The organism is Pseudaeromonas pectinilytica (genome assembly GCF_054780855.1).
Genome location: NZ_BAAGVN010000040.1, coordinates 1 through 14,928 on the forward strand (window position 1 = coordinate 1; position 14,928 = coordinate 14,928).

A 14,928-nucleotide genomic window follows, 5' to 3' on the forward strand; every position below is an offset into this window, starting at 1 on the left:
GGGCACCTCTTCATTTTTGCTGTTGGTCTGCACTGACAGCATGGTTCAATGAAACCGTTATGGGGAGGTGTCCATTTCATTAGATCCTAATAGCGCTCCAGTTGCATAAGCCCATGTCCGTTACCGGGGAACGGGGCGGCATGCTCCAGGAAGTAGAACACGCGACGTAATAATTCACCCAATGTGCGGCATTGGTGGTTCCGGGTGATCGTTTCATGGAGGGCATGCCACAGCCGCTCAATCTGGTTCACCCACGGGGAATATACCGGCTGATACAGCACGATGAACTTCGGATTTTTTGCCAGCCAGCACTGTGCTTTTTTGCTCTTGTGGATAATGTAGTTATCCAGGATCAGCGTGATGCTCCTGGCGCGCCGATAAGTCCGCTTTAGTGTCTGGAGCAGTGACAAAAACAAGTCCGTGTCTTTGCTATCGCTTGCCACATAGGTCACGTTACCGGTTCCGGCGTGCAGGGCGCCTGCGAGGTAATGTTTGCGATTCTGGCCCGGCGTCGCCACTTTCTTCTGCTGCCCTCGCAGCATCCAGTCCGCCCCCAGCTTGGGATTGAGGTGAATATCCACTTCATCTTCATAGAACACCGGATGGTCCGCACTGCAGCGTCCCAAGGCCTCATTGATGGCGGCCATTTTCCGCTCTTTATGGGGATCGCGGATGTGCAAAGTGGGCGCGGCCCGACGCCAGACAATCCCTAACCTGGGGAGCCAGCGCCGTATGGTTGAAGCATGCAATGTCAGGCGCCAACGCCGTTTGAGTTCAAGCGCCATCAGTTCGGTACTCCAACGCGAGCGCTGATATCCGAGCTCCTGTGGAGAGAACTGGATCAACAGCTGTAATAGACCCGAGATGTGAGCAAATGGCAGCACCGGCTTGCGCCCCCGAGGCTCGCTCTCAAGCCCCTCCAGACCGTACAAGGTGTACCAGTTCACCCAGCGATTGATCGATGACCGGGCGGCGGCAGTGAGGCGAGAAACCGCCGAGACACTGTGCCCGTCAGTAAGGAGCAAGATGGCGTTGAGCCTCCGGCAGAGATCTTTATCTTTAGTCCGGTGCATCTTGTTGATGATCCGGCGTCGCTCATCATGGTCGGGGAGTGTTAGTATCATTTCGGGCTCAGCTCGTTTGTCGTTTGATTGGTTTGGCGATTAATCAGATCGCACAAACGACGCCGAGTTCCCTTCTTTCGCGGATAAGTGATCTACATTTCGGAACGGTTATTTAGGTAACTTCCGAACAACTCATAAAACCCGGAGATAGCCATGTAATGACTGTCCAGTTGTTCCTGCACAACTAAGCGGCTTTGTATAAACTGCACGTACGGTGGTGTGAGAGGACGGAGGCCGCCGCGAAGCCTCCTCCTAATCGATTGCTATTTGGCGGCGTTGTCTCGCCATCCCCCAATCCCTTTGAGCAGCAGATCCAGCAACAGGTGTTGCAGGGCTACGGCTTTCTCTGGGGCGGAGAGGTAATCCAGCGACATGCCTTGTTGGGTGTCCATGCGTGCGATCACCGCTTCATCCACGGCCTTGGGGTAGTCACCCAGCATGATGGCGTCGCGGTCATTGTTGTTGACCTGCTCCATCAGTGTCTCGTTTTCACTGAGCTTACTGGCCATGCCGTGCAGCCAGTCGAGCTTGTCGCCCTCTGTTACTTCGACACCGAACAGGTCGTTCATCCGCGCCAGCAGTTCGGAGATGAAGTCTTTCTTCTCCTCCTTCGGGGCGGCACTACCCAGCGCCGAGATGCCCTGCAAACCATAGCCTTCGGCATCCTCCTTGAGCTTTAGATCCTGGGTGCGCTTGGCCTTGAGGTTGTAGTGGGTCAGCATCACGGCGGAGAGGTCGATCTCGTCCTCTTCGAGGATCTCCTGACGCAATAGCGGCAACAGGTGGCGGGCAAAGACACACAGCCGCTCCATCTCGTAGTCATCAAAAGCTGTGATCTGCGAGACGAACTCGTAGAAGCGCACATAGCCGTTGAGGTCTTTCTTGAAGATGTCGAGCTCGGAGCGGGCTTCACCCGCTTCTTTGAGGCGACGTTCGGCATTGGCCTTGTCGGTGGCCGAGCCGCCCTGTTCAACCAGTTTCAACATGCGCCGACACTCGCGGATGGTCTCCGTGGTGAAGCCATAGCGTTTGCTGAAGCGGTCGACTGCCGGTTTGATATAACCCAGCATGGCTTCCTGGCCCCGTTTCGGGTCGAAATAGGCATCGGTAAAGGCCACCACCTCATTCCAGGTGAAGATGCCGGTGCTCTTGAGCTTGTGGAACAGGTCATAGACCAAGTTGGGATCCGACACGGTTTCCAGCTCTGCCGTCTCGTAATACTTCTGGAACTCCTCCAGCACATCCTGCGGATCGTTGACGAAATCCAGCACGAAGGTGGAGGTCTTGCCCGGACACGTCCGGTTCAGCCGCGAGAGGGTCTGGATGCAGTCCACGCCCGTCAGCTTCTTGTCCACATACATGGCGCACAGCTTGGGCTGGTCGAAGCCGGTCTGGAACTTGTTGGCAACCAGCATCACCTGATAATCCTGGGTGTCGAACGCTTTGCGCATGTCGCGCCCATTCAGCTCAGGGTTCATGTTGCGCTCATTGAAGCTCTGGCCGTCGTCCTCGATCTCTCCCGAGAAGGCCACCATGGCACGGATGCCCCGGTATTTTTGCTCCTGCACGTACTTGTCGAACGCCAGCTTGTAGCGCACTGCTTCCATCCGGCTGCTGGTGACCACCATCGCCTTGGCTTGCCCGGCCAGCAGAGGAGCCACGTTCTGGCGGAAGTGTTCGATGATCACCTGCACCTTCTGGCCTATGTTGTGCGGGTGCAACCGTACCCATTGCGAGAGCTTGCGCTTGGCCCGCTTGCTGTCGACTTCCTTGTCGGCCTCTTCGCTGTCCATCGCCAGCTTGTAGGCCAGCCGATAACTGGTGTAGTTCTTCAGCACATCAAGAATAAAGCCCTCTTCGATGGCCTGGCGCATGGTGTAGACGTGGAACGGTTCCGGCTTGTTGTCATCGCTGCTCGGCATGTTCGGCTTAGGCCTGCGACCGAACAGCTCCAGCGTCTTGGCCTTGGGTGTCGCGGTAAAGGCAAAGTAGCTGATATTGGCGCTACCTGCACGGGCGGCCAGGGTCAGGTTGATAACATCTTCGGTCGAGAGATCCTCCTCGTCATCCAGCTGCTCGGCCATCAGCACTTCCCGCAACTGGCGGGCTGTCTTGCCGGTTTGGCTGGAGTGGGCCTCGTCGGCCACCACGGCAAAGCGGCACCCCTTCAGGGTGGTGGTTTCCTGGATGGCCTTGAGCACAAATGGGAAGGTCTGGATGGTGACGATGATGATCGGCGTACCCAAGGTGAGGGCGCCAGCCAGCTGGGCCGACTTGCTGCCGTCCCCCTCTTCGCGGTTGATGCGGGAGATGACGCCATCGGCATGTTCAAACTGGGCAATGGTCTCCTGCAACTGGCTATCGAGCACGGTGCGGTCGGTAATGACGATCACCGAATCAAACTGCTTCTGGCCGCCTTGTCGCAACGAGGCGAGCTGATGGGTCAGCCAGGCGATGGAGTTGGATTTGCCGGAGCCAGCGGAGTGCTGGATCAGATACTTCTGGCCACTGCCTTCGTGGCGCACGGCGCCCAGCAGGCTCTCAACCACATTCCACTGGTGATAACGGGGGAAGATCAGGCTCTCTTTCTTCTTGATGCGCCCCAGATCGTCCTCTTCATGCTGCACATGCAGATGCATGTAGCGGGCGAGGATTTTCAGCAAGGCTTCCGGTTGCAGTATTTCCTGCCACAGATATTCGGTGCCATAGCCAGTTTCAGGCTGATCATTACCGGCTCCGCCGTCTCGTGTGCCGCGGTTAAAGGGCAGAAAGTAGGTGCTCTCGCCAGCGAGCTTGGTGGTCATCGCCACCTCGAACTGGTTCACCGCAAAATGGACCAGGGCGCCGCGCCGGAAGGCCAGCAGCGGCTCCACCTTGCCGGCTGTTTTTAGCGGTCGGTCCTTGCGGTACTGCTGCTTGGCGTTTTCCAGGCTCTGCTTAAAGCAGGATTTCAGCTCCAGCGTCGCGATCGGCAGGCCGTTTAAAAACAGCGTCAAATCGAGCCGCCCGTCGTAGCCGTGGGGGCTGTAGATGAGCTCAGGCACTACCCGCAGACGATTCATGGCATAGCGGGCCGTCAGCTCGGGGTTGAGATCATGGTCCGGCTTGAAGGTCGCCACACTCAGGCGATGGCCGCGATCCTCAATCTGATTGCGCAACAGCCACAGGGTACCACGCTCAGGGCTTTCCAGAGCCCGTACGGCGGCATTGAGCAGATGACGCTCCGGCTCCTCGCCATAGGTCTTGCAGAACTTGGCCCAGCCTTCGGGCTGGCTCTGCTGCACATAGGCGAGCAGATCCTCGGGGTAGAGCGCCCGCTCGCGGTCGTAATGAGCTGACTGCCCAACCAGCCAGCCCGAAGCGGCCAACTGCTCAATGATATGGTCTTGAAACGCCTTTTCCCGAGCTTTGTTATCCATTGTTCTTCCACATCCGTTCTATCGAGAACATGCCTAGATTGTCCACCTCAATGGGGTCAGGGTACTGTTGAGATACAGTGGGTGAGTAGGCTCACCCGATTGATTCAGTTGCAGATAATGAAGTTCAGACAGCAGGGCACGAATGTGGGATGAACGCCGTAAAAACGCCCCATGGTTGCCCCATGCTGCCACTACCACGCCAGCGTATTTGGCTAATTCGATCAGCCACTCATCATTGGCCACACCGACTGGGTCCGTAGCCGCTTTCATTTGGCTAGGGTCGGTCGCCCGATAGGCGAACAGGTTAGCCATCACCAAGCCGCCGTAACCCCAGCGTTTGGCAAAATCAATACAACGCCGAATGGTTGGATCATCCAGTGTCTCATCTGCCGTGGACGGGTTCAGGCCAATAAACAGGGCGTAAGGCTTGTCAGACGCCCAGACCCGACTAAGCGCGTAGCGATAAGTGCGGCAAGGGGAAAGCACCGCATGGCGAGAACGAGCAGGATAGTCCAGTTCAGCCAGCAAGCTCATGCCGCCACCTCGCTCTTGGGTGGTTGCCAGCCACGCAGATCAATTTTTCCAGTCACGGCGGCGGAAATCAGGGCGATGCGGCGCTCTTGGATGAACTGTATTGCCTTATTCGCTGTTGCTATCAACAGATCTAGTTTTTCGATTTTACAAACAATCGTCGAAATAATTTCTTTTTGCTCTTCTATCGGTGGGATAGGAATACGACATTCGCCCAAGGCATCCCTATTTATTTTTGGCATGGCGACTCGATCAGCTTGATTAACAGCAAATCGAGTAAAACAGTCTGATAGCAAAAACCAGACAAGGAAATCATTTGCTAATGCTTTGCACCCATTTATTGGGTACATGTCAGCACTACAGATTACATCATCCTTAGGGCTAATACAGGCTTTTGCTAATGCAGGACGTATTTTGCTATATATAACCTCGCCTTTTTTACATAGATATTTCCCACTGTCGGCGCCTTGTTCTTCAGCTGTTTGTAATTCAAGTAAACGACCTGTTCCACTTTCAATATGATTTGGAGCTATCAGTATATAGTCTTTATATGGCTTAACCGTTGGATCCACCTGACCATTGCGAATGTTGGCACAATGGTTAAATTTCATTACATCCCAATGCTCCGGCACTTCCCCAAGCCATTCTACGCCGGAGTCTTTCATCGGGGCATTGGGGTTTAACCCCTTGGTGACAGCATGGGAGATCACCGCCTGACGCTTTTCTTTCAGCAATTCAATCAATTGCTGCTGCTTGGCGATCAGCTGATCGATACGGGCCGTTTCGTAGTCGAGGAAGGCGGCGATGGTGCGTTGTTCTTCGATATTGGGTATGGGTATGTTTATATTTTTCATCTCTGAATAGTTTGTACTCCAGAGATCGGCAACTATGCCTTTACCAAAGCGATAGAATTCTTCCTGGAAGGGGTAACTTCTCAATAAGTGATGCACAAACTGTGGTTCAATTGATCTAAGTTCCAATACAATGCTTATTAATGATACTGAACCATCTAAATTAGATATACCTGACGAACCTTTTCTATCAGAGCGACTGTTGATTACAAAATCATCTTTTCGAACCAGCTTTCTATTATCACCAGCATCTGACTTTGCTGCCGTATCTAGTTGCGGAACAATTCCATTCTTAGTCACAGACAATGGAAGATATTCTTTATCACTACATTTTTCACGACGCTCGAACAAATACTGTCCAAGTCGCTTAACTTGCCATGCTGCTGGTAACTCACCCAACCACTCCACGCCTGAATCTTTATATTCAGGATAAGGCTGATACTTCCCCAACTGATTTACGGCACTCATGAATGCACCTCGGCCAGCAGTTGCATAATCTCCTTGGCGACCGCATCCAGATCGGCATCAATCTCGGCCAGCGGGCGCGGCGGCTGGTATTGGTAGAAGTGGCGGTTAAATGGAATTTCGTAACCGACTATGCCCACCTGGCCATCCAGCGGATCGGTCTTGCTGACATCAATCCAGGCATCGGGCACATGGGGCCGCACCTCACGCTCAAGATAGGCGTGAATATCTTCACCCAGCGGCACGTTTTCGTAATCGCGCAGCTCGGAGCTGGCCTCCGGCTCGCCCTTGCTTATACAGACCTTGGCAGCATCATCCTGCTCACCAAGCTGATTGATGAGCAGCTTTAAGGCCGGGGCGGGCAGCTTGGTATCAGCGAGCGCTTTGTTAAGCTGCTTTTTAAACTGCTCGCGGCACAGCAGCTGTTCCGGCAGTTGTGGCAGCGCAGCGAGAATGGCCGCTTGCAGACAGGCGTCGAGCTTCTCCCACCCCTTGTCGGCTTGCAGGGCCGCCAGACGCTCGGCATCCTGCGGATAGAAGGCCAGCTTCAATGGCCGCTCCACCGTGATGCGGCGATAGCCAAAGGCCGAGGTCGGGAAGATCTTGGCTATGGGGCTGGCTTCATAGCGGCTATAAAGGGCGACGATCTGGTTGATGGCCTCATCGCTTAACTGTTTGCGCTTGGAGCCCAAGGATTTCCGCATTGGGGTGTGCAAGTCGCTGGCATTGATGAGCAGCACCTTGCCCTTGCGCTCGGCAGGCTTATGGTTGGAGAGCACCCAGATATAGGTGGCAATGCCGGTGTTGTAGAACATGTCGGTGGGCAGAGCGACCAGGGCATCGAGCAGATCATTTTCCAGCACATAGCGGCGGATCTCGCTTTCACCACTACCGGCGCCGCCAGTAAACAGCGGCGAGCCGTTCAGGATAATGCCGATACGCGAGCCTTCGCTGTTGGCACTGGCCGGGCGCATCTTGGAGATCAGGTGCAGCAGAAACAGCAAGGAGCCGTCAGAGACGCGCGGCAGACCGGGGCCGAAGCGGCCTTCAAAGCCTTTGCGCTGATGTTCATCGCTGACCTGCTTTTCCACCTTCTTCCAGTCCACGCCGAAGGGCGGGTTGGAGAGGCAGTAGTCGAACCGCTCGAACGGCAACTGGTCGTCACTTAAGGTGTTCCCCAGCTTGATATGGCTGATGTCCTGGCCCTTGATCAGCATGTCCGCCTTGCAGATGGCGTAAGACTCGGGGTTGAGCTCCTGACCGAAAGTGGCCAGACGGGCCGCCGGGTTGAGCTCATGCAGGTACTCCATGCCGCAGGAGAGAAAGCCGCCGGTGCCAGCGGTGGGGTCATAGATGGAACGCACCACGCCGGGCTTGGTCAGGGCTTCGTTATCGCTGGCAAACACCAGCGAGGTGGTGAGCCGCACGATATCGCGCGGGGTAAAGTGCTCCCCGGCAGTCTCGTTCGAGCTTTCGGCGAAGCGGCGGATCAGCTCTTCGAACACCAGCCCCATGTCGTAGTTATCGACCGCCTCGGGGGAGAGATCGACATTGGCAAACGAGCGCACCACCTTGTAGAGCAGATTGGCATCTTCGAGCAGGCCGATGCTGGCCTCGAAGTTGAAATGCTCGAACACCTCGCGGGCATCGGTCGAGAAGGCGCGCACATAGGCATCCAGGTTATCGCCAATGTGATTTTCACCCAGCGAATCGAGCGTCAGTTTGGAGGTGTTATAGAAGCTCTGGCCCGCGGCGCTGAGCAGCAGCTTGTCGCGAGCAACCTCGGGCAGCGCCTTGGTGCTCTCGACGGCAACGAGCACCTTCTGCTTGTTGGCTTCCAGCACGCATTCGAGGCGGCGCAATACGGTAAAGGGAAGAATAATGCGCCCATACTGGGACTGTTTGAAATCACCGCGCAACAGGTCGGCGACCGACCAGATCAGCGAGGCCAGAGAGGCAATATTGGTTTTCATACGATTCCTTATTACCGCCGGACAAGGCCGGAGGGGCTGAGCCAAGTGCGTCTGAGCTTACCATAGCCAGCCCCGCTTGCGGGCAGATAGGCGAACAAGATCAGAGCATTAGCTCATAGTTTACGGAGGTTATGCGGGCGAAACACCCCTGAACGGAAACCCATGTCGCGTTTTCAGGCAGATGGGGCGATAACGCCATGGCGTGGCGGCTGACCCTTGGCATTGTCTAGCGCCCGTGACGAGCTAGAAGTACGTTGCGGTGCCGTTTGCTAGACAGACAGAGGAAGAGCCGTCCCCATCAGACACAAGTAAAGTGTGTACTAAAGAGCTGACTTCAGGTTGTTGTGGGTACATCCGAAGCACTATGCTGCGGATCAGTTCATTCCCAGTGATGGTACTTTGGTTGGAGATGTAGCCTGTACTGACTACATCAATGGGAACCACCTTCGATGATCGAATGAGGACTTAGCCGATGAAAATAATGACGAAACAGGAAGTTGATGTGGTCAGCGACATCCACTGCGATGTCTGTGAAGAAAGCTGCTCACCCGTTGAAGGTTACGGCCCCCAAGTCGGAACGCTCAGTGCTAGGTGGGGTTATGGCTCTACTCATGATGGCGAAAGCTATGAAGTCCATCTCTGTGAATCCTGCTTTTTCCAGGCACTGGCCAATCTTCAGGAACAGCGCCGAAGCCATCTGATGTTCTCCGAACAGAGCTATGAACCCAATCCGGGGTTCGGGCGAATCGAGACCTGCAAAGAGACGATCTGACAGTATATCGACCAAAGAAATGCCCCAAGTTTGTGTAGCCAAAGCTATCCCTGAACACGATCACAATGCGAAAGGACGTAGGCACTTGAAAAGAATCGCTCCCCATACCCCTCTGTTCTCGGTCCTTGACCGGGATGGAATCAAGGAATATCTAGCCAAACGACCAATCCGGAACCAGATAGAAGCCAGCCTGCAGCAGACGTCAGGCAGCCAGATGCGCAGCGAGGATGACACTGGATCGCCACTATTTGTAGTGGTTAACCCCGGCTCATCGCTTAGCCGTATTCTGAAGGAAACCATCAAGGAGTTGCTGCCACAAGCCGTTGAGCTGGCGTGTCTTCAGCTTCTTATGTAGCAACCGGATAAAGGACGAGCATTCCGAGAAAATCTATGGTCTGTGGTTGATTACTCGTTTGGTGGCACGGTGCCAACAGTCGCATCACAGAGTGAGAACGCCATGATTGTTGGGCTACAGGATCAGGTTCTAGCAAATGCTGACGCGACGGATCACAAGCTGAAATTCAATGTGACCACTCCGGCTCAATTGCGTGAACAGGTACTCACGTCAGCTCGATGGCTAACCGCTCAAGAGATTGCGACCAATGCCGGTTTTTCAACCTCTAATCCGTCATCTCAGCCCAACAAGTGGAAAAAGGCGGGGTTGATATTTGCAGTCTTGGACGAAGGGCGAGACCTATTCCCTGCCTATGGCTTGGGCAATGATGGTCGACCGCTTCCGGTCATGAAGGAAGTGTTGACTGTATTCGCGGGTAAGCGTCAGCCACTGTCTATCGCAGCATGGTTTACCGCATCAAATAGTTGGTTGAAAGGCAAATCACCAATGGAGATGTTGGCTGAGCATGGTGAAGATGTGGTGTGGGCCGCCAAAATGGAGGTTGCCCCCATTGAGCATGGATAAACCAATCTCCCGCCTATCCTACAACAGTCTCAAGACCTGAAGGCACCCATAGCCGAGAACCGCTGGGAAGTGCCCAGATCACCGGCGGTAATTCATTGTTTCATATCGCAGGCAGACATTGGATGAGATGAACTGGATCCGGTCATGGATGCCGTCGTATACTGTATTTATATACAGTTAATGAGTGCCGCCCATGTTCCTACGACCCACAGAGGAGCCTCCCGTTCTCGGGTTACCTCTCTTCGCCTCCCCAGCCTCCTGCGGCTTTCCAAGCCCGGCTCAGGACTATGTTGAGGCCACGCTGGATCTGAACCAGTTGTGCATCAGCCGACCTGCGGCCACCTACTTCGTGCGGGCAGCCGGTGACAGCATGAAAGATGCGGGCATTCTGGAGGGCGATCTGCTGGTTGTGGATCGCTCTGTTTCAGCTCGTCATGGCGACACAGTGATCGCCTGTGTTGATGGTGAGTTCACCGTGAAGATATTGCAGCTCACCCCGAATATTGCCCTGCTGCCAGCCAACGCCAACTACCAACCCATCCTGTTCCAGGCTGAGCAGTCATTAGAGATTTTTGGCGTGGTGACCTTCGTCATTCACAAGCAGTGCCAGCACTAAGATGACCACCGCCATAGCCCTGGTTGATGTGAACAACTTCTACGCCAGTTGTGAGCGGCTGTTCCGGCCTGACTTGGTGGGCCGTCCGATTGTCGTGCTCTCCAACAATGATGGCTGCGTGGTAGCACGCTCTGCCGAAGCCAAGAAAATGGGCATCAAGATGGCTGGTCCCTATTTCAAGATCCAGCGGGAATTTGAACGCGCTGGCGGAGTCTGCTTCTCCAGCAACTATGCGCTCTATGCCGATATGTCCCAGCGAGTGATGTCCACGTTGGAGAGCATGGTTCCTGCGATTGAGGTCTACTCGATTGATGAAGCCTTTATTGAGCTCGGCTCACTCTGGGCCGGTAACTTTGTTGATTTTGGGCACCAGATCCGGGCCACCATCCAGCGGTATACGGGTCTTACCGTCGGCGTTGGTATTGGCCCAACCAAGACCCTGGCCAAACTGGCGAACTACGCCGCCAAGAAGTGGCCAGCCACAGGAGGTGTTGTCGATATTCGCGATGAGGGACGCCGAGCTCGGCTGATGGCTATCACCCCAATCGATGAAGTGTGGGGTATTGGGCGCGCCCTGAATAAGCAACTGCAGACTGAAGGTGTGTTCACCGTGGCGGATCTGATTGCGGTGCCACCCAAACAGATCCGCCAGCGTTATGGTGTGGTCGTAGAGCGCGTGGTCCAGGAGTTGCGCGGCATCCCCTGCTCGGAACTGACGATAAACACCCCGGCCAAGCAGCAAATCGTTAGCAGTCGCTCGTTCGGCGAACGGATCACGGAGCAAGCCAGCATGCATCAAGCGTTGTCGGCCTTTATGGAGCGAGCCGCCGAGAAACTACGTCACGAAAAGATGCACTGCCAGCATGTGAGCATCTTCTTTCGCACCAGCCCTTTTAGCGAAGGCGAGCCCTACTATGGCAATCAGCTATCGGCCAAGCTGCCGCGACCAACCGACGATACTCGCGAACTTCTGCATCATGTAACCCAACTGCTGCCCCATATCTGGCGCGACGGATTCCGCTATCAAAAAGGCGGCGTCATTCTCGGTTCCTTTACGCCACGCGATCACCACCAGGCGGATCTGTTCGACAATCCTGGCGCACCCGACCGTAAGCTAATGGCGGTAATCGATGCCATCAACCAGAGCGGCTTGGGCCATATAGGCTTTGCCTCGAAAGGTGTGGATGCCTCGGAGTGGATGATGAAACGCGAACACCTGAGCCCGCGCTACACCACCTCGTGGGACGATCTACCGGTCGCTAGGTAGTTTAAGAGTTTTCCTGAGAGGAAGGTGTTTCCACTACTGATCTATCCTGCCCACCGGCCTCTGTTTCCAGTGACTTACTGATGGCCAATTTCTCAGATATGACTTGTTGCGACGCCGCCTCCAATGCGGCAGCTTCTTCCGTAGCAAACCCAAAGTCGGAAAACACGTTCCCAGTGGCAAGGGTAATGTGCTGAGTTTTAGAGTCCCTGTTCATGTCTTGCCCCCCAATTGTCATCGATGAAAGATCTAATCAAACAAAATGTGACATGCTCCAGGCGAATCCATTTCCATCTACTAGAAAAGTGCAGTAGGTTAAAAACACGGCTCGTGCAAGTTTACTACGGCGAGAGACACACCACCCGTAAAGATCTAGGCACTGTGGCGGCCGCAAGCCCCTGCGGTAGCCATGCGATTTCGCGGATACAGCCCTCAAAACAGTCCGATTGGGTCCGTCAGGGTGCTATGTGGCAAGTTAGCCACCTATCTAACCACGATAACCGGACATTCGATAAAAATCATGGGGTTACAAAGCAATACGGTAACTTCTCATTAAGTTGTGGCTCTACGTGTTCAATTTTTTCGCAGGATCAGGAGGATCGTGTTGACTGATCCTCCTGATGCGGCATCATCTGCTCATCCCCATTATCTCGTTCTGCGCCAATGAAACTGACTCTGCCTGATGTCCCGCAATCTGAACAAACTCCTCTGGTTAAGGAGCTGCTCGGTATCATTGCGCAACTCATCGAAACGGTGCAGCTTCAGCAAGAGCAAATCGTTCAGCTCAAAGACGAGATCCGTGTGCTCAAAGGCCAGAAAAAGCGGCCCGTTATCAAACCCAGCAAACTGGATGCCCAGACAAACAACGATGGGCACACTGCGCCTTCTGCTAAAAAATCCTCCTCTACCGTAAAAAAAAACTGACGACGAGCGCCTGGCAGTAGAGCCCGATCGCATCGAGACCATCCAACCGGCTGACCCCATCCCGCCTGGTTCCTGTTTCAAGGGCTATAAAAACTTTGATGTTCAGGAGCTGGTTCTGTATTGCGAGACAGTGCGTTACCGCATGGCGCGCTGGTTGACGCCTGATGGTCAGTTGCTGTCGGGTCAGCTACCTGCCGGATTGGCTGGTCGCCACTACGGTCCAACCCTGTTGAGCTATATCTTGTACCAGCACCATCACTGCTATGTCACCCAGCCCTGCTGCTGGAGCAGCTAAGGGAGTGGGGTGTCCACCTGTCATCGGGGCAACTGGACAATCTCCTGAGCAAGGACAAAGAGCGCTTCCATGCCGAGAAAGATGACCTGCTACTAGCGGGTCTGTCGCATGGCCACGTGACAGTGGATGACAGTGGTGCCCGGCATCAGGGCAAAAATGGCTATGTCACGCAGATAGGCAACGAGTTCTTCGCCTGGTTCAGCTCGACACAAAGCAAGAGCCGAGTGAATTTCCTGACGCTGTTGCAGGGAGAGCATGTCAGCTATGTCATCAATGCATCGGCCCTGCAGTACATGCGGCAACAGAAGCTGCCCCGTGAGCTGTTGGGCAAAGTCGCCTTGAAATCCAGTGAGTCAATGGATGAGGCGCAGTGGCAGGCGTGGATGGCGTCGTTGGCAATAAGCAGGCGAAAGCATCAGCAGACGGTGATCGAAGGTGCGCTGCTGGGAGCCTTGCTGGAGCGGGAAGAGATACAGCGTCTGGCGGTGATCAGTGATGGAGCGCCGCAGTTTAGCGTGTTGCAGCACGGATTGTGCTGGGTGCATGCGGAACGGCAGGTGCATAACCTGAAGCCGGTGGGCGAGCAGCAAAGAAAAGCGGTAGAGCGGGTGAGAAAAAGGATATGGATCCTTTATCGGGCGCTAAAAGCCTAACAGAGTGCCCCTTCGGCCAAGAGGGCGAAGCAGTTATCGAGCTTGTTTGACCGGATATTCAGACAGAAGACAGTGTATGTACTGTTGAACCGGCTGTTGAAGCGGTTGCGCGAACACAAGGACGAATTATTGCTGGTGCTGAAGCGGCCGGAGGTGCCGTTGCACACCAATGGCAGCGAGCGGGACATCCGGGGTCATGTGAAGAAGCGAAAGGTGAGCGGAGGCACTCGCAGCGAGGAAGGGAGACGTTGCCGGGATACATTTATGAGTCTGAAAAATACCTGCAGAAAGCTGGGGCTGTCGTTCTGGGAATATCTGCAGGAGAGGATAAATGGTGGTCCATTTGTGCCGCTAGCTGAACTGATCAACCAGCGGCAAAAGGAGCCCATCGTCACAACTTAATGAGATGTTACGCAATACGGCATGTGAGATCTAATGCTCATGCAGGATATGTGGCCCCCAAATAGAGACAGAGCGGAAAGATTCCGTTCAATAAGCTGTTATGCGATTAAGAGAGTATCATGCAAGAACATTTCTTAAATTCATCATTTAGAGAAAAACTAATAGAACATCTCTTTGTTGGTGAATTGCTGAAACTAGCATGGATCAATCAAGATCTTTCATTTGAAATTTCAAAACCTGAAGTTGATAACTCTGGTTACGATATCATCATCGAAGCAAATAATGTTCTGCGCCACATACAACTAAAATCTGCATTTATCGGTTCATCAACTGCAGTGCAAAAAATAAATATAGCTCTTGCACGAAAACCTTCAGGCTGTGTTGTTTGGGTGTACTTCGATCCTAGAACACTACAATTAGGTCCTTTTTTGTTTTTTGGTTCTAATGCTGGTGAACCATTACCAGATTTAAGTAACCATAAGATAGCAAAACACACAAAAGGCGATGCTGATGGCCATAAATCTGAAAGGCCAAATATCAGACAAATTAATAAAGGTTCATTTACCGTGATTAATGATATCCAGCAGCTTTATCAAAAACTATTCATCCGAGAGTAATATGACACTTCAAGAATTAGGGAAGGTGCGAACAAGCAGGCAATTTCTTCCTTGCGGGCTTGTTGATTAATTTTTTGCGTAATATGGGGCGATTATTTCTCCC

General features: G+C 53.9%; 15 protein-coding genes. 10 read left to right on the top strand and 5 right to left on the bottom strand.

Annotation, left to right across the window (positions count from 1 at the left end):
- Window positions 1–86 precede the first annotated feature (86 nt).
- From ACYVG7_RS03955 to ACYVG7_RS03975, 5 genes are all read right to left on the bottom strand, one after another.
- Complete coding sequence (locus ACYVG7_RS03955; protein WP_460881941.1) at window positions 87–1,124, bottom strand: IS630 family transposase; 1,038 nt, start codon at window positions 1,122–1,124, stop codon at window positions 87–89.
- Window positions 1,125–1,387: 263 nt separating this feature from the next.
- Entirely contained in the window at window positions 1,388–4,543 is a 3,156-nt protein-coding gene (locus ACYVG7_RS03960; protein WP_460881942.1) for a type I restriction endonuclease subunit R, read from the bottom strand.
- A gap of 33 nt (window positions 4,544–4,576) precedes the next feature.
- A complete protein-coding gene (locus ACYVG7_RS03965) occupies window positions 4,577–5,077 on the bottom strand; it encodes a DUF1643 domain-containing protein (protein WP_460881943.1) in 501 nt (166 codons plus the stop codon).
- Window positions 5,074–6,393 carry a restriction endonuclease subunit S gene (locus ACYVG7_RS03970; protein ID WP_270816011.1) on the bottom strand — a complete coding sequence of 440 codons (1,320 nt, stop codon included), beginning with the start codon at window positions 6,391–6,393 and terminating at the stop codon, window positions 5,074–5,076. The genes ACYVG7_RS03965 and ACYVG7_RS03970 overlap by 4 nt, the downstream gene beginning before the upstream one ends.
- The gene (locus ACYVG7_RS03975; RefSeq protein WP_460881944.1) at window positions 6,390–8,363 is read right to left on the bottom strand and encodes a type I restriction-modification system subunit M; all 1,974 of its coding nucleotides are present in this window, start codon (window positions 8,361–8,363) and stop codon (window positions 6,390–6,392) included. Before ACYVG7_RS03975 ends, ACYVG7_RS03970 begins: the two co-directional genes overlap by 4 nt.
- 472 nt (window positions 8,364–8,835) lie before the next feature.
- Here ACYVG7_RS03975 and ACYVG7_RS03980 point away from each other — a divergent pair, with 472 nt between their 5' ends.
- The 10 genes from ACYVG7_RS03980 (at window position 8,836) to ACYVG7_RS04025 (ending at window position 14,825) form a co-directional block, all read left to right on the top strand.
- The gene (locus ACYVG7_RS03980) at window positions 8,836–9,135 is read left to right on the top strand and encodes a hypothetical protein (RefSeq protein ID WP_460881945.1); all 300 of its coding nucleotides are present in this window, start codon (window positions 8,836–8,838) and stop codon (window positions 9,133–9,135) included.
- Window positions 9,136–9,220: 85 nt separating this feature from the next.
- Window positions 9,221–9,490: a hypothetical protein gene (locus ACYVG7_RS03985; RefSeq protein WP_460881946.1), complete on the top strand. Its 270-nt coding sequence runs from the start codon at window positions 9,221–9,223 to the stop codon at window positions 9,488–9,490.
- 102 nt (window positions 9,491–9,592) lie between these two features.
- Window positions 9,593–10,054 carry a hypothetical protein gene (locus ACYVG7_RS03990; RefSeq protein WP_460881947.1) on the top strand — a complete coding sequence of 154 codons (462 nt, stop codon included), beginning with the start codon at window positions 9,593–9,595 and terminating at the stop codon, window positions 10,052–10,054.
- 193 nt (window positions 10,055–10,247) lie between these two features.
- Window positions 10,248–10,670, top strand: coding sequence for a translesion error-prone DNA polymerase V autoproteolytic subunit (gene umuD / locus ACYVG7_RS03995; RefSeq protein ID WP_460881948.1), 423 nt, complete (start codon window positions 10,248–10,250; stop codon window positions 10,668–10,670).
- 1 nt (window position 10,671) lies between these two features.
- Entirely contained in the window at window positions 10,672–11,937 is a 1,266-nt protein-coding gene (umuC, locus tag ACYVG7_RS04000) for a translesion error-prone DNA polymerase V subunit UmuC (protein WP_460881949.1), read from the top strand.
- A 660-nt stretch (window positions 11,938–12,597) separates the two neighbouring features.
- The gene (locus ACYVG7_RS04005) at window positions 12,598–12,858 is read left to right on the top strand and encodes a hypothetical protein (protein ID WP_460881950.1); all 261 of its coding nucleotides are present in this window, start codon (window positions 12,598–12,600) and stop codon (window positions 12,856–12,858) included.
- Between the two features lie 142 nt (window positions 12,859–13,000).
- The gene (locus tag ACYVG7_RS04010; protein WP_460881951.1) at window positions 13,001–13,153 is read left to right on the top strand and encodes a hypothetical protein; all 153 of its coding nucleotides are present in this window, start codon (window positions 13,001–13,003) and stop codon (window positions 13,151–13,153) included.
- 116 nt (window positions 13,154–13,269) lie between these two features.
- Complete coding sequence (locus ACYVG7_RS04015; protein WP_460881952.1) at window positions 13,270–13,806, top strand: hypothetical protein; 537 nt, start codon at window positions 13,270–13,272, stop codon at window positions 13,804–13,806.
- 42 nt (window positions 13,807–13,848) lie between these two features.
- The gene (locus ACYVG7_RS04020; protein WP_460881953.1) at window positions 13,849–14,208 is read left to right on the top strand and encodes an IS66 family transposase; all 360 of its coding nucleotides are present in this window, start codon (window positions 13,849–13,851) and stop codon (window positions 14,206–14,208) included.
- A gap of 119 nt (window positions 14,209–14,327) precedes the next feature.
- The gene (locus ACYVG7_RS04025) at window positions 14,328–14,825 is read left to right on the top strand and encodes a hypothetical protein (RefSeq protein ID WP_460881954.1); all 498 of its coding nucleotides are present in this window, start codon (window positions 14,328–14,330) and stop codon (window positions 14,823–14,825) included.
- Window positions 14,826–14,928: the final 103 nt, after the last annotated feature.

Bases quoted from the DNA above. Each gene is read 5' to 3' on its own strand.
- ACYVG7_RS03955 (WP_460881941.1), bottom strand. From the start codon at position 1,124: ATGATACTAACACTCCCCGACCATGATGAGCGACGCCGGATCATCAAC.
- ACYVG7_RS03960 (WP_460881942.1), bottom strand. From the start codon at position 4,543: ATGGATAACAAAGCTCGGGAAAAGGCGTTTCAAGACCATATCATTGAG.
- ACYVG7_RS03965 (WP_460881943.1), bottom strand. From the start codon at position 5,077: ATGAGCTTGCTGGCTGAACTGGACTATCCTGCTCGTTCTCGCCATGCG.
- ACYVG7_RS03970 (WP_270816011.1), bottom strand. From the start codon at position 6,393: ATGAGTGCCGTAAATCAGTTGGGGAAGTATCAGCCTTATCCTGAATAT.
- ACYVG7_RS03975 (WP_460881944.1), bottom strand. From the start codon at position 8,363: ATGAAAACCAATATTGCCTCTCTGGCCTCGCTGATCTGGTCGGTCGCC.
- ACYVG7_RS03980 (WP_460881945.1), top strand. From the start codon at position 8,836: ATGAAAATAATGACGAAACAGGAAGTTGATGTGGTCAGCGACATCCAC.
- ACYVG7_RS03990 (WP_460881947.1), top strand. From the start codon at position 9,593: ATGATTGTTGGGCTACAGGATCAGGTTCTAGCAAATGCTGACGCGACG.
- umuD (WP_460881948.1), top strand. From the start codon at position 10,248: ATGTTCCTACGACCCACAGAGGAGCCTCCCGTTCTCGGGTTACCTCTC.
- umuC (WP_460881949.1), top strand. From the start codon at position 10,672: ATGACCACCGCCATAGCCCTGGTTGATGTGAACAACTTCTACGCCAGT.
- ACYVG7_RS04005 (WP_460881950.1), top strand. From the start codon at position 12,598: ATGAAACTGACTCTGCCTGATGTCCCGCAATCTGAACAAACTCCTCTG.
- ACYVG7_RS04010 (WP_460881951.1), top strand. From the start codon at position 13,001: ATGGCGCGCTGGTTGACGCCTGATGGTCAGTTGCTGTCGGGTCAGCTA.
- ACYVG7_RS04025 (WP_460881954.1), top strand. From the start codon at position 14,328: ATGCAAGAACATTTCTTAAATTCATCATTTAGAGAAAAACTAATAGAA.